Origin of the sequence: Galbibacter marinus (assembly GCF_000300875.1) — a bacterium.
GTDB lineage: Bacteria > Bacteroidota > Bacteroidia > Flavobacteriales > Flavobacteriaceae > Galbibacter > Galbibacter marinus.
This window is the reverse complement of record NZ_AMSG01000005.1, coordinates 22725-43534: the sequence shown is the minus strand read 5'-3', so window position 1 is coordinate 43534 and position 20810 is coordinate 22725. Positions and strand designations below refer to the sequence as shown.

Annotated in this window: 20 protein-coding genes and 3 tRNA genes; 10 read left to right on the top strand and 13 right to left on the bottom strand. The window is 37.7% G+C overall.

What is annotated here, in order from left to right; translation table 11 throughout:
• Positions 1–12 precede the first annotated feature (12 nt).
• Positions 13–1080, bottom strand: coding sequence for an efflux RND transporter periplasmic adaptor subunit (locus I215_RS05655; RefSeq protein WP_008991003.1), 1068 nt, complete (start codon positions 1078–1080; stop codon positions 13–15).
• A gap of 278 nt (positions 1081–1358) precedes the next feature.
• Between I215_RS05655 and I215_RS05650 the strand changes: the two genes are divergently transcribed.
• Both I215_RS05650 and I215_RS05645 read left to right on the top strand, forming a co-directional pair.
• Positions 1359–1835 carry a Dps family protein gene (locus I215_RS05650; protein WP_008991002.1) on the top strand — a complete coding sequence of 159 codons (477 nt, stop codon included), beginning with the start codon at positions 1359–1361 and terminating at the stop codon, positions 1833–1835.
• Between the two features lie 56 nt (positions 1836–1891).
• The gene (locus I215_RS05645) at positions 1892–2317 is read left to right on the top strand and encodes an acyl-CoA thioesterase (protein WP_008991001.1); all 426 of its coding nucleotides are present in this window, start codon (positions 1892–1894) and stop codon (positions 2315–2317) included.
• Positions 2318–2410: 93 nt separating this feature from the next.
• On the opposite strand, the gene I215_RS05640 is transcribed toward I215_RS05645, so the two are convergent.
• The 8 genes from I215_RS05640 to I215_RS05605 all read right to left on the bottom strand — a co-directional run bounded on the left by I215_RS05640 (position 2411) and on the right by I215_RS05605 (position 8680).
• Positions 2411–2488: transfer RNA gene (locus tag I215_RS05640), tRNA-Val, on the bottom strand.
• Between the two features lie 50 nt (positions 2489–2538).
• Positions 2539–2613, bottom strand: a tRNA-Val gene (locus I215_RS05635).
• Between the two features lie 71 nt (positions 2614–2684).
• Positions 2685–3893, bottom strand: coding sequence for a bifunctional folylpolyglutamate synthase/dihydrofolate synthase (locus I215_RS05630; protein WP_008991000.1), 1209 nt, complete (start codon positions 3891–3893; stop codon positions 2685–2687).
• 3 nt (positions 3894–3896) lie between these two features.
• Complete coding sequence (locus tag I215_RS05625; protein WP_008990999.1) at positions 3897–4823, bottom strand: cell envelope integrity protein TolA; 927 nt, start codon at positions 4821–4823, stop codon at positions 3897–3899.
• 1 nt (position 4824) lies between these two features.
• On the bottom strand, positions 4825–5211 hold the full coding sequence (locus tag I215_RS05620) for an ExbD/TolR family protein (RefSeq protein ID WP_008990998.1): 387 nt from the start codon (positions 5209–5211) through the stop codon (positions 4825–4827).
• 92 nt (positions 5212–5303) lie between these two features.
• A complete protein-coding gene (locus I215_RS05615; RefSeq protein WP_008990997.1) occupies positions 5304–5993 on the bottom strand; it encodes a MotA/TolQ/ExbB proton channel family protein in 690 nt (229 codons plus the stop codon).
• Positions 5994–6044: 51 nt separating this feature from the next.
• Positions 6045–7424 carry a sodium:proton antiporter NhaD gene (gene nhaD / locus I215_RS05610; RefSeq protein WP_008990996.1) on the bottom strand — a complete coding sequence of 460 codons (1380 nt, stop codon included), beginning with the start codon at positions 7422–7424 and terminating at the stop codon, positions 6045–6047.
• Between the two features lie 29 nt (positions 7425–7453).
• The gene (locus tag I215_RS05605) at positions 7454–8680 is read right to left on the bottom strand and encodes a Glu/Leu/Phe/Val dehydrogenase dimerization domain-containing protein (RefSeq protein WP_008990995.1); all 1227 of its coding nucleotides are present in this window, start codon (positions 8678–8680) and stop codon (positions 7454–7456) included.
• Positions 8681–8937: 257 nt separating this feature from the next.
• Between I215_RS05605 and fmt the strand changes: the two genes are divergently transcribed.
• The 3 genes from fmt to I215_RS05590 all read left to right on the top strand — a co-directional run bounded on the left by fmt (position 8938) and on the right by I215_RS05590 (position 11047).
• Positions 8938–9891: a methionyl-tRNA formyltransferase gene (gene fmt, locus I215_RS05600; RefSeq protein ID WP_008990994.1), complete on the top strand. Its 954-nt coding sequence runs from the start codon at positions 8938–8940 to the stop codon at positions 9889–9891.
• Positions 9892–10078: 187 nt separating this feature from the next.
• Entirely contained in the window at positions 10079–10351 is a 273-nt protein-coding gene (locus tag I215_RS05595) for an HU family DNA-binding protein (protein ID WP_008990993.1), read from the top strand.
• 135 nt (positions 10352–10486) lie between these two features.
• Positions 10487–11047: a YqgE/AlgH family protein gene (locus tag I215_RS05590; RefSeq protein WP_008990992.1), complete on the top strand. Its 561-nt coding sequence runs from the start codon at positions 10487–10489 to the stop codon at positions 11045–11047.
• Here the strand turns inward: I215_RS05590 and I215_RS05585 are convergent.
• Both I215_RS05585 and I215_RS05580 read right to left on the bottom strand, forming a co-directional pair.
• Positions 11044–11889, bottom strand: a complete 846-nt coding sequence (locus tag I215_RS05585) for an aminotransferase class IV (protein ID WP_008990991.1) — start codon at positions 11887–11889, stop codon at positions 11044–11046. The two genes, I215_RS05590 and I215_RS05585, sit on opposite strands and share 4 nt — an antisense overlap.
• Positions 11890–11944: 55 nt before the next feature.
• Positions 11945–12328: an START-like domain-containing protein gene (locus I215_RS05580; protein ID WP_008990990.1), complete on the bottom strand. Its 384-nt coding sequence runs from the start codon at positions 12326–12328 to the stop codon at positions 11945–11947.
• 138 nt (positions 12329–12466) lie between these two features.
• On the opposite strand from I215_RS05580, the gene I215_RS05575 reads away from it, so the two are divergent.
• Positions 12467–12540, top strand: a tRNA-Met gene (locus I215_RS05575).
• A 365-nt stretch (positions 12541–12905) separates the two neighbouring features.
• On the opposite strand, the gene I215_RS05570 is transcribed toward I215_RS05575, so the two are convergent.
• On the bottom strand, positions 12906–14195 hold the full coding sequence (locus tag I215_RS05570; RefSeq protein WP_008990989.1) for a UDP-N-acetylmuramoyl-tripeptide--D-alanyl-D-alanine ligase: 1290 nt from the start codon (positions 14193–14195) through the stop codon (positions 12906–12908).
• A 68-nt stretch (positions 14196–14263) separates the two neighbouring features.
• Positions 14264–15904 carry a gliding motility lipoprotein GldJ gene (gldJ, locus tag I215_RS05565; RefSeq protein WP_008990988.1) on the bottom strand — a complete coding sequence of 547 codons (1641 nt, stop codon included), beginning with the start codon at positions 15902–15904 and terminating at the stop codon, positions 14264–14266.
• Between the two features lie 371 nt (positions 15905–16275).
• Here gldJ and porV point away from each other — a divergent pair, with 371 nt between their 5' ends.
• From porV to I215_RS05545, 4 genes are all read left to right on the top strand, one after another.
• Positions 16276–17433, top strand: coding sequence for a type IX secretion system outer membrane channel protein PorV (porV, locus tag I215_RS05560; protein WP_008990987.1), 1158 nt, complete (start codon positions 16276–16278; stop codon positions 17431–17433).
• Between the two features lie 48 nt (positions 17434–17481).
• Entirely contained in the window at positions 17482–17973 is a 492-nt protein-coding gene (locus I215_RS05555; RefSeq protein WP_008990986.1) for a cytidine deaminase, read from the top strand.
• 150 nt (positions 17974–18123) lie between these two features.
• Positions 18124–19122 carry a pyruvate dehydrogenase (acetyl-transferring) E1 component subunit alpha gene (pdhA, locus tag I215_RS05550; RefSeq protein WP_008990985.1) on the top strand — a complete coding sequence of 333 codons (999 nt, stop codon included), beginning with the start codon at positions 18124–18126 and terminating at the stop codon, positions 19120–19122.
• 5 nt (positions 19123–19127) lie between these two features.
• Entirely contained in the window at positions 19128–20774 is a 1647-nt protein-coding gene (locus I215_RS05545; RefSeq protein WP_008990984.1) for a pyruvate dehydrogenase complex dihydrolipoamide acetyltransferase, read from the top strand.
• Positions 20775–20810: the final 36 nt, after the last annotated feature.

The following is a 20810-nucleotide window of genomic DNA, read 5'->3' as shown; positions in this document are numbered from 1 at the left end:
CTTTAAAGCGGTTTAAGAAGGGTTTTTTAAACGTAACTTCACAGGTGTTCCATTTTCTAACGCCATTACACCGTAGGTCAAAATAGTGTCACCAGGTTTTAAACCTGATAAAACGCGGACCATGCTACTTGTTCTGGCCCCAGTTTGAACTTCTCGTTCTACGGCCTTTCCATCGCTGAAAACAAATATTTTCTTACCGTTTTGAATTGGTATTAAGGATTCAGATGGTACCATAAGTGCATCTGTTATGGTTTCTAAAGGAAGAGCGATGCTGACAAACATTCCAGGGTAAAGGGTTTGGTTTTCATTATTAGTATAACCTCTCATCTTAAGGGTTCGCGTTTGCAGATCAAGTGTAGGTTCTATAGCATATATTTTAGCTTGATGTGTCTTTTGGGTGTTTGAGGATGTGAAATTAAAAACATCATCAATCTTAACCCTAGAGGCGTATTTTTCTGGAATTGAAAAGGTGAGTTTTAACCGATCTGTGTTCACTAAATTAGCAATAATATCATTTGAGGTGAGGTATTCACCAACAGAGATGTTTCTAAGTCCTATGGTGCCTTGAAATGGTGCATATATGCTTGTTTTTTGTAATTGTGCTTGGATGAGCTGGATTTCTGCTTTGGCGGAAAAATATTCTGCGCTGGCCATATCGTATTCCTCCTGACTGATCGCTTGCTTTTCTAGTAGCAGAGCTGCTCTTCGTTCGTTTTCTTGAGCTAAATTTTGTGCTGTAGTCGCCTTTGACAGTCTTGCTCTAAGCTCAACGTCATTGATTTTCACTAAAAGTTGGCCTTTATTTACTTTACTACCTTCAGTAAAGTTTATGCGTTCAACCAAGCCAGAAACCTCGCTGCGAATAGCAATTTGTTCATTAGCCTCTAAGGTTCCTGATAGTGAAATATCTTCTTCGAATCCAGATGGTAGTAAAACCATACCATCTATTGTTGGAATATTTTGATTTTGAGCACTGCTCTTGCTTACTTGTTTTGATTGCTGATTATCAATAATTCGATATGCGACCAGTCCACCTATACCTATAATAAGTAACAGGTATATAATGTATTTCATTTTCATAGTAGTTAATAGGAATTGACTTCTTAATTTTAGATTCGTTTAGTATCGGGTATTTTAAAACTCAAAAAGACGTGAAATTTAGTAAGATTGCAAGTTAAAGTATGTTAAAGTTTAAAGTTTAACACTGTTTTTAGCCAATTTACTTGATCTTTTATTAAATAGGGTATTTGAATAGTTATAGCTTATCTTTATATAAGATACAAATATCGATAAAAATTGCTTATAGACGCCTACCGTGTTACTTTAGCAGTGAATTAAATAACTAAAATAAAACAAATATGAAATTATCTAAAATTAATAAAATAGGACTTAAAATAGCAGATTCAGAAAAAGTAGCAAAGAAGCTTAATGAGCTACTTTCTAATTATCAAATCTTCTATATGAACGTCAGGGGATTTCACTGGAATATTGAAGGAAGTGATTTCTTTGTTTATCATGAGAAATTTGAAGAATTATACAATGAATCTCTTCATAATATTGATGAGATTGCAGAACGTATTCTAGCTCTTGGACAGATGCCATACCATTCTTTTGGTTCCTATAGGCAATTCTCTACTATTATGGAGGTTGAAGGCGTCATTAAAAGTAAAGATGCGGTCAAGGAGATTTTAGAGGGGCTTCAGCAACTTTTAATTATAGAACGTAAAATTTTAAAGTTGTCTTCTTCCATTGGAGATGAAGGGACAGTTTCTCTGATGAGTGACTATATCACTGAGCAAGAGAAATTAGTTTGGATGTTCTCGGCTTCCCTATAATAATCACTGCCTTATAAAGGTAGCTTTTTTATTGATATGAACAAAAAATAGAGTATATGAGATTCCATACAAGAAAATGGGTAAAACCTGAGGATTTAAATGCTAATGGGACACTGTTTGGTGGGAAATTGTTGGCTTGGATTGATGAAGAGGCAGCCTTGTACAGTATTATTCAATTAGAGAATAATTTTGTGGTGACTAAATATATTTCAGAGATAAACTTTGTTTCATCTGCTAAGCAAGGAGATGTTATTGAGATAGGTATTGGTGTAGTGAAATTTGGAAATTCCTCTATTACCTTATGCTGCGAGGTTCGAAATAAGATGACTCGTCAAACGATCATTACTATTGATAAAATTATTATGGTTAATTTGGATAAAGATGGTAAACCTGCTGCGCATGGTAAAAAACAAATTGAGTTTGTGCATGAGCGCTTGGAGCGATCAAAAAATGATAAGGTCAAAGGTGAAAAGGAAAATTAGATTGATATTTTAATGACCATTACTTCGGTAATGGTTTTTTTATGGCCTAAAAACAAATAAGCTTTTCAAGAAATTGAAAAGCTTATTTTGCTTTGGTGGGCGATACTGGATTCGAACCAGTGACCCCCTGCTTGTAAGGCAGGTGCTCTGAACCAACTGAGCTAATCGCCCGATCAATATTTTTATAAAAAAAGACTCCCGCTTGGAAGTCTGAAAGGTTGTGGGCGATACTGGATTCGAACCAGTGACCCCCTGCTTGTAAGGCAGGTGCTCTGAACCAACTGAGCTAATCGCCCTTTCATTTACTCGATTGCGGTTGCAAATATAGAACAGTTTTTTATATGAGCAAAGAAAAAGTTTTAAAAAATTAGAGGACTTCCGCTACTACAAATGTGCTCCCGCCAAGGTATATAAAATCTTTTATGCTCGCATTCTCCCGTGCAGCTTTCAAGGCTTCTGAAACTGAATCATATACCGATCCTTTTAGTTCAAATTCGACTGCTTTATCTTTTAGCGTTTTGGCATCTAATCCTCTTGAAATATTTGGTGAGCAAAAATAATAAGCGGCATTTTTTGGGAATAACGGCAAGATACTTTCTAGGTTTTTGTCTTTAACAAAACCTAAAACTATATGAAGCTGATCATAATTCTCTTGCAGTAGTTGGGAAAGTACTATGGATAATCCTTCTTTATTATGCGCTGTGTCACACAATACTGTCGGTTTGGTATCTATTTTTTGCCATCGTCCCAATAATTGAGTGTTTTTAATAGTGTTTTGTAGCCCTTGAATTAAATGGGATTCTTTAATATCGAACCCTTTTAGCTGGGATAAGGTAGCAACAACCCCTTTAATATTTTTTAATTGATAGAATCCCAGTAAATCGCTTGTGTAATTGACCTCTAGGTTTTCAGCCAAAGTAAGTGGCGCGTTTTTTTGCTTTGCCACACTTTCAAACACTGGAAAACTCATTTGGTTATATTCGCTAATGACAACTGGGGTATTTTGTTTAATGATTCCTGCTTTTTCTGCGGCAATTAAATCAATAGAGTCACCTAATATATCAGTGTGATCTAGACCAATGTTTGTAATTAGAGATACCTCTGGACTAATGATATTGGTAGAATCAAATCGTCCTCCTAATCCAACCTCAATAATGGCAATATCTATTTGTTGTTCTTGAAAGTACCAAAAAGCCATTCCAACGGTCATTTCAAAAAAAGATAGCTCTTGTTCTATTAAATAATCCTTATGTTTTTTAATAAAGGATATAACCGTCTGTTCTGGCAAGGGTATGCCATTAATTTTGATTCGTTCCCTGAAGTCAACAAGGTGAGGAGAGGTGTAGAGCCCTACTTTATACCCCGCCTCTTGTAAGACAGATGCCAACATATGACTTGAAGAGCCTTTGCCGTTGGTTCCTGCTACATGTATTGATTTAAATTGTGTTTGTGGGTTTTGTAGATGTTCACAAAACGCTATCGTATTTGTTAATTTAGGTTTTAATGCTGTTGCCCCTTGTTTTTGATACATGGGTAACCTGGAAAACATCCAGTCTAAAGTCTGAAGATAGGTCATTGTTTACTCACCTAGTTTAAAGTTAACAACCACAAAACCTATTTGGCGAACCGGTGCATCGGAGTCAGCATTCCATTTGTACGACTGAGCGGTTTTGGACGCTGCATCTAAAAGACACTGTGCCGTATTGGTGGTTCCTTTAACCCCTGGAGATGTTTTTACCACATTACCAGAGCGATCTACTTCAATTTCAACAACGACCGTTCCTTGTTCGTTACATTGCTGTACAAATTTATCGCTAGATCTCAAGTTTCTTCCACTTAACCCATATCCAGCTCCACCTGTCCCAGCCCCTGGACTGCCATAAGTGCTATTAGCATAAGGGTTGCCATCAATTTGACCTCTATCCCCAGATTGATTATCGCTGCCTTCACCACCAGTTGCTGTGCCTTGAGAACTGTTTAAGCCTCCCATTAGCTCGTCTAAGTTTTGTCTTTTGGCTTCTTGTTCTCTTCGTACACGTTCCGCCTCTGCTTGTCTTTTTGCTTCAGCTTCGGCTTCTGCCTTTCTTTTGGCCTCTTCCTCTGCCTGGCGTTTAGCTTCAGCTTCGGCTTCAGCTTGTCTTTTGGCTTCAGCTTCTTTCTGTTGTTTGATCACTAAAGACTCTTCGTTGTCTTGAGTAACGACATTCTCAGTTTTTACTTCCTCAGGAGTGCTCGGAGTGGCTTCTTCTGGTTGTGATTCTTCAACAACCGGAATTACTTCTTTAACTGGCTCGGGTTGATTCTGTGGTTGACTTCTAATGGGTTCATTAGGTTGTACATTGCCACTTCCCAAGTCTGTGGTTCCAAAATTTACTGAAATACCACTTTCAATTGGTGGATCTAAGTAGGATAATCCAATATAAAAGAAAAGCACCAACAAAACTGTGAGCAATGCTGTGGTCAATGTGAATGATTTTCTTTTATGTGTGGTATCAAGTAGTGACATTTTATTTTGGCCTTACTGCGAGTATTACTTTATAATCATTTTGGTTTGCAATATCCATAATGTGTACTGCATTATCAATTGGGACACTTTGTTCTGCTCTAAGAATAATAGTGGGTTTTTCGACTTCTTTTAACCTACGTCTGAGCTCTGTTTCCACGAATTCGGGATTTACCTTAACCTTGTCGATATAGATTTCAAGATCTTTATTGATGCTTACCGATACATTTTGAGTATTGGTTGACTTCCCTTTAGCTTTTGGCAATAGAAGATCTAGAGCATTGGGTGAATTTGAGGTAAGCATAAAGAAAACCAATAACAAAAATACGATATCTGTCATGGAACTCATGCTGAATTCTGCTGATACTTTATTTCGTCCTCTGAGTTTCATTTGTTTAGAATTTGATGTTAAAAAGAACAGATAATTAGACAGCGGCCAATTATCTGCTCATATCATATGTGATATGTTATCAATTATCAACCTTAGGCTGGTTCGTCTAATAAATCTAAAAACTCAACTGCATTGGCTTCCATTTGATGAACAACCTTGTCTGTTCTGACAACTAGGTGGTTATATCCAATATAGGCTATAATACCCACAATTAATCCTGCAACTGTAGTTGTCATGGCTGTATATATACCACCTGCTAGTAGTCCCATCTCAGCTTGACCACCACTGGTTGCCATCTGGTGAAACGCAATGATCATACCAATAACTGTTCCTAGGAACCCGATCATGGGGCCCGCTCCAGCAATGGTAGCCAATATACTTACATTTTTTTCTAGTTTGTAGACCTCGAGTGTTCCCGCATTTTCTATGGCTTTATTAATGTCCTCCAATGGTTTCCCAATTCTAGAAATTCCTTTTTCGGTCAATCGTGCCACAGGAGAATCTGTTTGCGCACAAAGGATTTTTGCAGCCTCTATCTTACCATTAGAAATATGGTCTTTAATCTGATTCATAAAGTTTTTATCAATCTTTGAGGCGGCCTTTATTGCAAAATTGCGCTCGAAGTAGATGTAGAGGGCGATAGATAGCATAACAAATAGGATGGCAATAATGATAATACTTGCCGTTCCGCCATTTACAATTAAGTCTATTACTGAAATGGTCTTCTCCTCAGAAAGCACCTCTTCAGCGACCTCTGGGGTCGCTTCTTGAAATAAATTCATATAACCTATGATCTTTTAAGTTTAATGTATAACGATAAAATTTGTTCGAAATTATGAATTTAAAACTAAATTACGCATTAAAATAAACACAATACTTCCAGAAAAGAATCCTAGCATAGCTAACCATGTGATTTTTTTCAAATACCAGATGAAATCAATTTTTTCCATACCCATGGCAACAACCCCAGCAGCAGAACCTATGATAAGCATGCTTCCTCCTGTACCAGCTGAAAAAGCAATAAAATGCCAAATTGGATCATCTAAACCAGCGGAAAACATTCCCATACTCGCTGCAACCAGCGGTACGTTATCAATAACTGCAGATGCGAATCCTAGAACTATAATAACTAAATCGGATACTTTTTCTCCTGCAGATTCTGTACCCAATAGTGGAATAGAATTACTTAAGGTCTCCGCAAAATGGAATAACATTCCAATAGATTCTAGAGCGGCAACTGCCATCAAAATTCCTAAGAAGAATAATATACTAGGCATTTCAATTCTTCCCAATGAGTGATGTAAAGGACTGTGATAAGTTAGTTGATCGTTTCCGTCTTCACCAAGGGTGGTAAGTGTGAATTTTCTTCGGCTAAAAATTTCGGCTAAAATTGCTACTATAGACAAAGATAGCATCATCCCAACATAAGGAGGTAAGTGTGTGAGTGTTTTAAAAATAGGCACAAATATGATAAAACCTAACCCTAAGTATAACATAATTGGGCCGTATTTAGAGGTATTATTACCTACTTCCTTTGATTCTTGTTCCTGTTCCTGTTCAATTTCTCCATTAAATGCTGATAATCTAGATGCGAAGAATGTTGGGATAGCGACACAGGTAATTGAAGGGAGTAAAACTTGTTGAACCAATGCTGCTGCTGTGACTTTATTTCCAATCCATAGCATAGTGGTGGTAACATCGCCAATTGGAGACCAGGCTCCTCCTGCATTTGCTGCTATTACTACTATGCCTGCGAACCAAAGACGCAATTGTCTGTCCTTTATGATTTTTTGAACGATAGTGATGAGTACTATTGTTGTTGTAAGGTTATCTATAATAGCAGAGAGTGAAAATGCTAACAGGCTAAAAAACCATATTAATTTTCTTTTGTTTTTAGTTTTGATGTACTTTTTTATGGTGCCAAATCCGCCGAAAAAATCAATAATTTCAACAATGGCCATCGCACCCATTAAAAAGATTAATATTTCTGCTGTTTTTCCTAAATGGTGTAATAAGATGTTTTGAAAGTCCGTTGGAACTAATTCTTTAAGTGACGCATTAACCTCAAAAACATCCATATGTGTGGTAGAAACAATAGCCCATATTGTGGCCATCATCAATAAGGCAGGAATTAGTTTGTCAATTTTCAAACTATGCTCTATTGCAATGGCTAAATAGCCAAGTACAAAAATTAGAATGATAATAGTTTCCATGAAGTAATTTAATAGGATATAGGGAATGGTTAAATGAGTTGATTCAATGCAAGTTCAAATGCGGTATTACTAATGTTCTTTTTGTCTGCGCTTGTTTTATAAGTGTTTGTTAAAGCATTTTTTATGGTGTTAGAAGTGTCTAGAAATATGGCTTCATCTGTCATTTGCGTTCTGCGTTCCATAAAATAGGCGAACACCCGAGCCATCCCACAATTGGATATAAAATCTGGAATAAGGCTGATTCGCTGGTCGGTATGTTCCATAATGGGCCCGAAGAATATTTCTTTATCTGCAAAAGGTACATTTGCGCCACAAGAGACTACTTCGAGTCCAGAATCTATCAACTGATCGACTTGTTCTTTAGTAATTAAACGTGAAGCTGCACAGGGTAAAAATATATCAGCTGGGAGTTTCCAAATTATTTCGTTGATCTCTTTAGCTGGAATGAGCTTAGAGCTTGATAGTGTATTTCCTTTCTTGGATAAAAACAAGGTTTTGATTTCCTTAAAACTAAACCCTTCTTCATTTATAAGGCCTCCATTAATATCCACAATACCTACGATTTTCACTCCGAGTTGAGAGAGATAATAGGCCGCAGCAGCGCCGACATTTCCAAATCCTTGAACAATAGCCTTCTTGCCTTTAATTTCTCCCCCGTATATCTGATAGTAGTGCTTGACAGATTCTGCCACTCCATATCCTGTGATCATATCCGCAACGGTGTATTTCTTTTGAATGTCAGGAGAGAAGTTTTTATTTTCAATTACCTTTATGACCCCTTGACGTAATTGCCCAATCCGGTTAATTTTATCAGCCTCAGTAGGTTTGAAGTGTCCATTAAATACTCCTTCCTGTGGGTGCCATACACCACAGTCTTCTGTCATGGGAATCACCTCATGGATCTCATCGACGTTTAAATCCCCTCCAGTGCCGTAGTAACTCTTAAGTAAGGGAGATACGGCTTTATACCAGCGTTCTAGGACTCCTTTTTTTCTCGGGTCATTGGGGTCGAAATTTATACCTGATTTAGCCCCACCAATGGCGGGTCCTGAAACGGTAAATTTGACTTCCATGGTTTTGGCTAGAGAAAGGACCTCATTTGCATCTAAGCCAACACGCATGCGCGTGCCGCCACCTGCAGCACCACCTCTTAATGAATTGATTACTGTCCAGCCTTCGGCTTCAGTTTCTGGGTCTTTCCAATTAAATACTATTTCTGGAGGTTTCTCCTCGTATTGTTTGAGTAGTTGTTTCATAAACATACTGATAAAGTTTTACAAATATATAAGAAAGTCGAAATTTCCACAGCCAAAATACTAAACTATCTAAATAGGATATCACTTTAAAGTGGTTATTGTATCGGAAAGAGTTCAGTGCTGTGAAGCTCTTCTACCTGTCGTGTAGGAGTTTTTTGTGAGTTTTTTATAGAGGTAGTTTGACTGTTTTTAAGGTCTTAGATGATCACTTTAGTTCTTTATATTTGTGTAATTTTGAAAATTAAATTTAAACATTCATGATTAGAGATTTGCGCATAGTTTTTATGGGTACACCAGATTTTGCCGTCGCTACCTTAAAGCATATTTTAGATAATGATTACACGGTCGTTGGTGTAATTACCGCACCTGACCGCCCAGCTGGACGGGGTCGCAGAGTTCAACAATCAGCTGTTAAAAAATTTGCCCAAGAAAAGGGATTGAAAGTCCTTCAGCCAACCAACTTAAAGGATGAAGATTTCATAACTTCTTTACAGACTCTACAGGCAAATTTGCAGGTTGTAGTTGCTTTTAGAATGTTGCCGAAGGTGGTTTGGGATATGCCTGAATTTGGGACCTTTAACCTTCACGCTTCTTTACTTCCCCAGTATAGAGGAGCCGCTCCAATTAATTGGGCATTAATTAATGGAGAAAATCAAACTGGAGTGACTACTTTTTTTATAGACGATAAAATTGATACTGGAGAGATTATCGCCCAGCGTACTACGGATATTGAAGAGGATGAGAACGCAGGGCATTTACATGATCGATTAATGAATCAGGGAGCAGTGCTTGTGGTGGAAACACTTCGGCAAATAGCATCTAATAAAGTTACGACTACTAAACAACCACAGCTAGGAGCTGAAAAAACAGCCTATAAGTTAAATAAGGATAATACAAGAATCAATTGGAATACAAGTGCTGATGTTATTCATAATTTAATAAGAGGCCTGAGTCCTTACCCTTCGGCTTGGACAGTTTTGGATAACGGCAATAAAGAGAAGGTAAATTTAAAGGTATATGATAGTGCTGTAATTGTAACAGATCATAATCTAGAACCTGGCACTGTTTTGGTGGAGGATAAGAAGCTTAAAATAGCTTGTTCCAATGGCTTTGTTATCTTAAATGAAATTCAACTTGCTGGCAAACGAAGAATGCCCATTAAAGATGTTCTGAATGGTTTTTCATTTAATTCTGAAGCTAAAATGCGCTAAGGCCGCGTCATCGTTAGGGTAGTAGGATTCTATAAAAAGCAAGCCACTTTATTAACAATCAAGCGAAGTTATTAACAAATGCGTGGATTTCCCTTGATATTACTTGCGTGAGAATGAAATCCGTATAATTTTGTGTAGCGAATTAAATAAATGTTTAACCGTATATTCATTTTTAAATCTTTAAATTATGAACAAAACAGAATTAATCGATGCGATGGCTGCTGACGCAGGAATAACCAAAGCTGCAGCAAAGAAAGCACTAGAATCTTTTTTAGGTAGTGTAGAAGGTACATTGAAAAAAGGAGGACGTGTTTCTCTAGTAGGATTTGGATCTTGGTCAGTTTCTAAAAGATCAGCTAGAGAAGGTAGAAACCCTCAAACTGGTAAAACAATTAAGATTGCTGCAAAAAATGTAGTTAAGTTTAAAGCTGGTTCTGAGTTAGCTGACGCTGTAAACTAATCTAACTTATCATTTCATATTATTTAAAGGCGCTCATTATGGGTGCCTTTTTTGCTTTATAGGGTTAAAAAAATCTTACAATTATTTGACGGTTTGTGATTTTTTCTTAGATTTAAAAGAAAAAATATAGCGCTTATGGTTGCTTTAACTCCGAAGAAAGGCCATTTGCTAATTGCCGAACCCTCCATTATAGGTGATGTAGCTTTTAATCGTTCTGTAGTCTTGCTCGCTGAGCATAACAATGAAGGATCTATTGGTTTTATTCTAAATAAGCCCTTGGAATTTGATCTCAGTGAGCTTATTCCAGAGGTGAACACTTCTCTTAGAGTGTATAATGGTGGTCCTGTTGAGCAGGATAATTTGTACTTTATTCATAAAGTTCCCGAGCTTATTAGCAATAGTATTGAAATTTCCAACGGAATATATTGGGGAGGCGATTTTGAAACAATCGTTGAACTGATAAATAACAAGCGAATAAAGGATTCAGATATAAAATTCTTTTTAGGTTATTCTGGTTGGGATACAATGCAACTCGATAAAGAGCTATCAAGTAGTTCTTGGGTGGTATCAGAAAATAGGTATAAGAGTAATGTTATCAAGAAATCCTCCCTGTCTTTTTGGAGGGAAAAAATGCTTGAACTCGGTGGCGACTATTTGCTTTGGTCCAATACCCCAGAAAATCCACTACTTAATTAAAGCAGTCGCACGTGGGCATTTAATCGTCCAAGTAGCGTTTTGGCAACCTCGTTATTGTACTGTTTTTTACGGTACTTGGTTACCGAAGTAATTCCTGATATCACATTGGTTATGAACATCTCATCAGCCTTTTGTAGTTCAAAAGGAGAGATAGGTTCTTCTTCTAGTTCGAACTCTGGTGTCTTTTTGATAATTTCAATGAGTTGCTTTCTGAGGACTCCGTTGAGGCAACCTTGGGTGATAGGCGGGGTTTTAATGGTGTTATTTTTAATTAGAAATAAGTTTCCATTAGAGGCCTCAATGACGTTTTTATGCTGATTTAGAAGAAGACAGTTTTGATACCCGTTTTCACTTGCAAAGACTCCAGCTAGGATATTAACTAATTTATTACTTGATTTAATAGTGGACAACAGACCTGCGTCAAGGTAGTGATCTTTGAAAAGTTCTACTTCATAGGGTTGTTGGGAGCTAGTGTAAAAAGGCGTTTCTAAAGCGGATGCTTCTATAATATAAGATACATCGGTACTAGTAGGAGTGTAGTATCCTCCTTGGTCTCTAAAGACAGTTAGTCGAACTCGAGCCGCTTTCGATTCTAAAGAATTTGCTTTTAAGGTTTGTAAGATTTCTTCTCCGAGCTGCTCCATGGTAAAATGCATAGGAATAGGAAGTCTCATTATACGCATCGAGGCCATGAGTCTTAGGTAATGAGGCTCCCAGAAGAATATCTTTGAATTTACCACTCGGATAGTTTCGAATAATGCGTCGCCATATCGCAAACCACGATTGGATTCATCGAGAAATGCAGTTCCTTTTTCTAATAGTCTTCCGTTAAAATTTACCATAAAAAAATGCCTTGAAAATTCAAGGCACAAATATACTTTATAACAATTAAGAATCCTAAGCGGAACCCAATACTTGTTTTAAGTCAGAAATTTGGTTTTCCCATAGCATTTTAGCTTCTTCTAGTTCGTCTTCTTCAGTGAAATCGGTAATCATTAAGGAAACATCTTTGGTTATTTCATCTACCACTATTTTAATTTCAAAAAAAGTGTCGTCTCCGCTTTCATCCCATTTGAATTTTACTAGCTCTCCACTCTTTTTTCTAATTAATTTTGCCACCTCTTCTGCGCCGTCCCATATGAAGGTGAAAACCTCTCCTCTTGAGTTTACATTATCTGCAAACCATTCTGAAAGGCCAGAAGGTGTTGATATGTATTGATACAGTAACTGCGGGGAGGAATGAATAGGGAATTCTAACTCGTATTTAACTTTCTCTTCCATAAATAAATCATAATATTATATAAAGCGACAATATAATTATTTAAGTTCAACTTCACCTATTTTTTAATTAAAATATTTTTACACTTTGATTTGATTGACCGAAATTTGTTTATATATTTGCACCCGCTAAAGCAAAAAGGCGAGGTAGCTCAGTCGGTTAGAGCGTCGGATTCATAACCCGGAGGTCTCGGGTTCAATTCCCGATCTCGCTACAAGAAATTAAGTTTCTGAAGAATTGAAAAAGAGGTTTTTAAGTGCTAAAAGCCTCTTTTTTTATGCGCTGTAATTGGTGTATAGACCGAACTTAATTCCATTTTATCCCAAAATATTCTACATCAGTAATTACTGTAGCTGATAGTGACATTCCCACTATGGTTAAGATAAAATAAGAATTGCGTAAAAAGAATATTTACTAGGTCTTGGGATAAGATACGACCTATAACAATCTAACAGGACATTCATCTAGATTAGAAGTTGCTAATGATTAAAAATGAGATCCTCTCTAGAGCATAGTGTAAAGAGATTCCTTTTATGTTTGTCTTTTGAAAACTCAGAGTTGTATGATGCTCGAGGTAGGTTAGAACAACTCCAATGTGCGTTCTAAAGCCATTGCTCTTGAACCTTTTATTAAAAATAAATCGTCCTTATTTTTCTTCAATGTTCTTGGGAAAGCCTCCTTGAACTCTTCAAAGTTTTTGAACTTTAATTGTGAGCCTTTAGTTTTATAGAAATTTTCACCTATTAAATAAGCATTTTCAATGCCGTGCTCAGAAAGTTGGTCTACAATATTCTGGTGTTCTGTTGCTGCTTCAGCGCCAAGTTCTAGCATATCGCCTAGGATGACAGCCTTGTTTTTCTGCTCTAGATCCGCGAAATTATTTAAAGCGGCTTGTACGCTTGAAGGGTTTGCGTTATAAGCGTCTAAAATGATTTTAACCTTGCCCTTTTCAACGATTTGTGATCTATTGTTTGAAGGTGTGTAATTTGATATAGCCACCTTGATATCCTGCTCATCTATTTTAAAATAAGACCCTACGCAAATGGCTGCTGCAATATTGGTAAAATTATAGGATCCTATGAGATTTGTCCGGATTTCAGTATCATTGAAATGTACGCTGACAAATGGATGGTTTTGGGTGAGTTCGATTTTAATATCTGATGCAGGGTTGTGTTTTGTTAAGGCAAATCCGTACACCTTAGTATGGGTCATTAATTTCTTCTTCTGAATTGGATCTTCTAGATTGTAAAAGATCGTTTTTTCGTGCTCGATAAGGTGTTGGTACAATTCGCTTTTAGCGTGTATAACTCCTTCAAGACTTCCGAAGCCTTCTAGGTGAGCTTTTCCAAAATTGGTGATATAACCATAGTCGGGTAGGGCGATATCGCATAAGAATTCTATTTCTTTCGCGTGATTTGCTCCCATTTCAACCACTCCAAACTCTGTGCTTTGATCCATAGAGAGAAGCGTAAGTGGTACTCCGATATGATTGTTTAAATTTCCAGTAGTCGCTACGGTTTTGAACTTCTTTGACAAAACTGCATTAAGGAGTTCTTTGGTGGTGGTTTTTCCATTACTTCCTGTAAGGGCTAGTATTGGAAGACCTAGGTGTTGTCTATGATATTTAGCTAGCTCCTGTAGGGTTTTTAAGCTGTCCTGAACTAAAATAGTACGATCTCCGATATGGTAATTAGCATTGTCAATAACAGCGAAACAAGCTCCTTTTTCTATAGCCTGAACGGCGAATTCATTTCCGTTAAAATGATCTCCAACAAGTGCGAAAAATAAATTGTTTTCTTCTATTTTTCTAGTGTCTGTTACAACGCCTTTGGAGCGGAGAAAAATCTCGTGAAGTGATGCTATTTCCATAGGGGTAAAAGTAAAAAAAAAGCCCCGAATAAATCGGGACTCTATATAAATAACAACTATTATTTTTTTTAATGTCTTGGAGTCTTCTCCTTTTTGGCTTTAGACCCTACTCTTGACATGGCACATCTAAATCCTATATAATCCGTAGCCATATACTGAGGAAGGTATCTTCGCTGTGCTGGATCAAGCCAATACGCTCTATCTCTCCAGGATCCTCCTTTGTATACGCGAACTTCATCACTAATCATAGTGGTTCGTGTGTTGGAATCGTCAAACTGTTTGATGATATTTCCTAAAGAATCTCTTCTAATTACGTTTTCTGGAGCGTTGTACATTCTTTGGGAGTCATCCAACTGATCATCTGAGAACATATCGTAATATCTTGAGGAGCCTTTATCTCCGTCACGATAATTTCTGTTGTCACTTGTATCGAAATTTGTTCTTAAGAAGGTGTCTTCACCATCCACTGGAATCATGGCGATTTCTCCAGGTAGATCTCGAGCTACAATTCTTCCGTTGCTCAAAGTATCATAGACGATTTCATCTCTTCCTACAATTTGTACTTTGCCATCTTCTCCGATAGCCGTTTTCATATATACATTACCTCGGTAGTAATTAAAGTCATTAGCCTCATCATCGACAATAGGTCTGTATACATCTGCTACCCATTCAGCAACGTTACCTGCCATATCGTAAAGCCCCCAATCATTTGGTGGGTATGATTTTACCTGTGCAGTAATATCAGCTCCATCGTCTGACCAACCTGCAATTCCACCATAATCACCTTTCCCTTGTTTGAAGTTCGCTAATTGATCACCTCGGTTTCTTCTTTTCCCACTTCTGGTGTATTCACCTTCCCATGGATATTTTTTTCGCCCTCTATAATTGTTGTATTCTCTAGAGCTAATTAAAGCCGCCGCAGCATATTCCCATTCTGTTTCAGTAGGGAGCCTATAGGATGGCATGATCACTCCACTTGAACGTTTAGCAAAGACATTGGTGGAGTCCCTTTTTGCTCTACCTTGTAATGAGTCGATTTGACCGCCATATACATTTTCAGGGCTATTTAGGTATGTTTCAGTGCTGAAGGTTCCTTGAGTTTCACCGCTTACAGCGGCATACTTACTGTTTTTAGCAAGATATCCTTCACGCTCTAACATCAATTCGTTTACACGATCTGTTCTCCATTCGGAGAATTGCACGGCCTGAACCCAATTAACACCAACTACAGGGTACTCCGCATAGGCTGGGTGACGTAGGTAATTATTGGTCATTACCTCGTTGTAACCCAATCGGTTTCTCCAAACTAATGTATCGGGAAGAGCTCCTTTGTATATGTTCGCATACGCTGGGTCATCTGGAGGATAAACACTTTTTAAATAATCGAGGTATTCCATGTACATTTTGTTGGTGACCTCTGTTTCATCCATATAAAATGATTGGACGTGTTGCCTGGTGGGAGTATTATTCCAGTCGTGCATGACATCGTCCTGTACCTGACCTCTTACAAAAGTTCCTCCTTCTATAAATACGAGCCCTGGTGCGGTTTCCTGTTCCTTGAAGTTTGTGTTGTATTGAAAGCCACCTTCGTTGGAGTTAATCTGCCAACCAGTAGCTCTGGAAGTGTTTTTAGAGGAGTTACTACAGCTAGTAAACCCTGCTAACGCAACCAAACATAATACGTATGGGTTAAATAGATACTTCTTCATGATTAAGATTTGAGTTGTCTTAAATATGTGTGCAATATAGCAATTAAGTAAATTATTCCAATTTTTTTCATCGAATTTGTAAGTATAATGTTGTCAAAGTTGGTGTGTCTGTTGTCAAAACGAATAAAATGAGATTTTAGTATATGGTGGTGCTTAGGTAGTAAACATAACTGGGCAGATAATATGTTGAACTCAACATCTAATTATGGGTGATCATCGGAATTTTTTGGCCTCAGAACACCCTAAGAGTAATTTTAATGAATCATAAGAAAATTATGGATTTTACGTTATCTAAATGTTAGTCACTTTAAATTATGATTTGTAAAACGTCAATTTAAAATTATATTTGTTTTAAGAAACCAAATGACCTAATGAAATATACCCTCCTACTAATCAGTCTGTTACTTTATTCATTCCCTGTGATAGCTCAAGATAATACCGAATATCGTGTCATCAGTACTGCAGTTCCATTTTTAGCCATTGCATCAGATGCTCGTGCTGGTGGAATGGGGGAAGTTGGTATTGCCACCCCAACTGATGTGTTTTCCCAGCAGTGGAATCCAGCGAAATACGCCTTTGCTACACAGGCCATGGGAGTGGGTATGAGCTATACGCCTTATCTGAGTAAACTAGTCAATGATATTGCGCTTTTAAATCTGACTTTCTATAATAAAATTGACGACCGTAGTTCGTGGGCTGCGAGTTTAAGATATTTTAGTCTAGGGGATATTGAGAAAATCACAGAAGCAGGATACCACAGTGGGATGGCACCTATTATTGAACGTCCTAATGAATTGGCCTTTGATGTATCCTATGCTCTTAAATTAAGTGAAACTTTCTCTATGGCAGTGGCAGCACGATATTTGCGCTCTGACCTTAAAATACAAACTGAAAACATTGATGCTTCTGCAGCGAGTTCTGGTGCGGTGGATGTAGCTGGGTATTTTAGATCCAGAGACATTGCTTATAATAGTTTTAATGGTCGGTGGTTAGCAGGATTTAATTTATCTAATGTAGGGCCAAAGCTTAAATACGATGAAGAAGGGAGAGAAAGTTATTTACCAACCAATTTAAAACTTGGTGGTGGTTTTGATTTTATTTTCAGCCCCGTGAGTGAATTGGGTGTGCATGTTGAATTCAATAAGTTGTTGGTACCGTCTCCTAGTGATTCTGATCAGGATGGAGACATTGATATCAATGATGATTTTTATACTAAGAGTTTTCTTAACGGAATGTTTTCTTCCTTTGGAGATGCACAAGATGGTTTTAGTGAAGAGTTAAAAGAAATCACCTGGGCCCTTGGGTTAGAATACCGTTACAACGATGCACTTGCACTTCGTACTGGTTACTTTCATGAGAGTGATTTAAAGGGGTTTAGGCAGTTTTTTACTCTTGGAGCGGGTTTTAATTTTAGGACCGCTGTAATAGATTTTTCGTATTTGTTTTCTACCTCTGATCTTCGCAACCCGTTAGAAAACACATTGCGGTTTTCTGTGAGTTTTAATTTCGGTGATCCGTATTACAATTAAAAGTTAAGGGAAATATTTCGTAATTTGCTTTACTTATAAGATCAAAATATGAAAAAACTTGAGATTAATACAACCCTAACGGTATATGATTCTGTAAGCGAACTTTCCGAGCAACAGAAAGAGTTTATGATAAAAGCGGTGAATATAAGAAGTAAAGCCTATGCGCCATATTCTAAATTTAAAGTTGGTGTGGCTTTAGAACTCGAAAACGGAGAGGTTGTCCTTGGTACTAATCAAGAGAATGCCGTATTTCCATCTGGGATGTGCGCTGAGCGTGTGGCTATAAATCAAGCTGGCACCTTATATCCTGGGGTTAAAATTTTAAGCTTGTTCGTTTCTGCGGCTTCCGATAATTTTGCAGTATTAACTCCCACACCGCCATGTGGTGGTTGTCGTCAATCCATTTTTGAATACGAAGAGAATCAAAATCAACCAATTGCGATTTATTTTATGGGCGAGACCGGCAAGGTAGTTAAGGCAGATTCTGTAAAAGATTTACTTCCGTTGACCTTTGGGAAAGCTACTTTAAATCTTATTTAACAAAAATCTTAGATAAAAGGTTTAATTCATTTTTACTCTTTGTACTTAAAACGCTACTTTTGTAGTGCTTTTGAAAAAGCTTTGTTATTTTTAAAAGTGATTCGTCTCCTTTGATGGGGTATTCATGTTTTTGCAAAAAGAAAAATATAAATGAAAAAAGTTACAAAAGAAGTTTACTTGAAATGGTATGAGGACATGCTGTTTTGGAGAAAGTTTGAGGATAAATTAGCTGCAGTATACATTCAGCAAAAAGTTCGAGGATTTCTTCATCTGTATAATGGACAAGAGGCTATTTTAGCTGGAACGCTGCATGCCATTAATCCCAAAACCGACAAATTGATCACCGCCTATAGGAATCACGTTCAGCCCATTGGAATGGGAGTTGATCCTAAGAGGGTGATGGCTGAATTATATGGAAAGGCGACTGGAACTTCCCAAGGTCTTGGAGGTTCGATGCATATCTTTTCGAAAGAACATAACTTTTATGGAGGACATGGAATTGTCGGTGGACAAATTCCATTAGGAGCTGGACTTGCATTTGCTGATAAATACTTCAAAAGAGAAGGAGTGACCCTTTGTTATATGGGTGATGGAGCAGTACGACAAGGTTCCTTACACGAAACTTTTAATCTTGCTATGTTGTGGAATTTACCTGTTGTTTTCATTTGTGAAAATAACGGATATGCCATGGGAACATCTGTGGCAAGAACTTCCAAAGAACAAGAAATCTGGAAACTTGGACTAGGATTTGATATGCCTTGTGGTCCAGTGGATGGTATGGATCCTGTTAAAGTAGCAGAAGCTGTACACGAAGCTGTTGAAAGAGCTCGTAAAGGGGGAGGGCCTACATTCTTAGAAATGAAAACCTATAGATATCGTGGACACTCTATGAGTGATGCACAACACTATCGTACCAAAGAAGAGGTTGAAGAATACAAAAAAATTGACCCAATTACACAAGTAAAGGATATTATTCTTAAAAAGAAATACGCCAAAGAATCTGAATTAAAAGAGATTGATAAAAGTGTGAAGGCCAGAGTTAGTGAATGTGAAAAATTCGCTGAAGAGTCACCGTTCCCAGAAAAGAACATTATGTACGACGCTGTGTACGAACAAGAAGATTATCCATTTTTACCACATAAACTTTAAGAACAATGGCAGAAATTATTAATATGCCACGACTCAGCGATACCATGGAGGAAGGTGTTGTTGCTAAGTGGTTGAAAAACGTAGGAGACAAAGTTGAAGAGGGGGATATCCTCGCCGAGATAGAAACCGATAAGGCTACCATGGAGTTTGAATCTTTTTATGAGGGTACCTTATTACATATTGGAATCCAAGAAGGAGATGGTGCTCCAGTAGATTCTCTCTTAGCCATCATTGGTGAAGAAGGAGAAGATATTTCAGGACTGATCTCTGGTGGTGGTGCCAAAGAAGATACTAAAGACCAGGCCAAGTCTGAGGCTCCAAAAGAAGAAGAATCGGCTCAGGAGTCTCAAGAGGCTGCTGGTGGTGAAGTGCCAGAAGGTGTTGAGGTTGTAACCATGCCACGCTTAAGTGATACCATGGAGGAAGGAACCGTAGCCTCATGGCTTAAAAAGGTTGGAGATGAAGTTGAAGAAGGTGATATCCTAGCCGAAATCGAAACCGATAAGGCGACCATGGAATTTGAATCTTTCTATAATGGTACCTTATTGTATGTTGGAATAGAAGAAGGACAATCTGCGCCAGTAGATGATGTATTGGCTATTATTGGCCCTGATGGGACCGATGTAGAGGCTGTTCTCGCTTCAGTTAAAGGAGGAGGTAGCGCAGCAGCTTCATCTCCTAAGGCTGAGAAAGTTGCTGATAAATCACAAGAACAAGAAAAAGAAGAAAAGCCAAAAGAATCAACTGACAGCAATAGTGCTGGTGGAAGAATTTTTGCTTCACCACTTGCTAAGAAAATTGCTGAAGAAAAAGGAATTGACCTAAGTCAATTAAAAGGAAGCGGTGAAAACGGAAGGATCGTTAAGAAAGATGTAGAGAATTATACACCTTCGGCTAAAGATCCTGAAGTAAAAACTGATCAGGCTAGTGATATAGCTTCTGCAGCCGCACCATTTGTTCCTGCAGGGGAAGAGCACGTTGAAGAAAAGAAAAATTCGCAAATGCGTAAGACTATTGCTAAACGTTTAGCGGAGTCTAAATATTCAGCGCCTCATTATTACCTAACTATAGAGGTAGATATGAGTACTGCAATGGCTTCTAGGTCTCAGATTAATGCACTACCTGATATTAAGGTTTCATTCAATGATATGGTCGTGAAGGCTTGTGCAATGGCACTTAAAAAGCATCCACAAGTAAATACAACATGGAAGGATGATGTGACAAAGTACAATCACCATGTTCATATCGGTGTTGCTGTAGCGGTGGATGAAGGACTTTTAGTACCAGTATTGAAATTCGCTGACCAAATGTCCTTGACGCAAATCGGAGGCAATGTTAGAGAGTTGGCAGGAAAGGCTAGAAACAAAAAAATTACTCCTCAAGAGATGGAAGGCAGTACTTTTACTGTTTCTAATTTAGGAATGTTTGGAATTCAAGAATTTACCTCTATTATCAATCAGCCAAATTCAGCAATTTTATCTGTTGGAGCAATCGTTGAAAAACCAGTGGTTAAGAACGGTGAGATTGTTGTAGGTCATACCATGAAGTTAACATTGGCATGTGATCACAGAACGGTTGACGGTGCAACGGGGGCGCAATTCTTGCAAACTCTACAAGCTTATATTGAAAACCCAGTAACGATGCTAGCTTAATTAGCAATTCGTTATTAATTAATGATACAAAGTCCC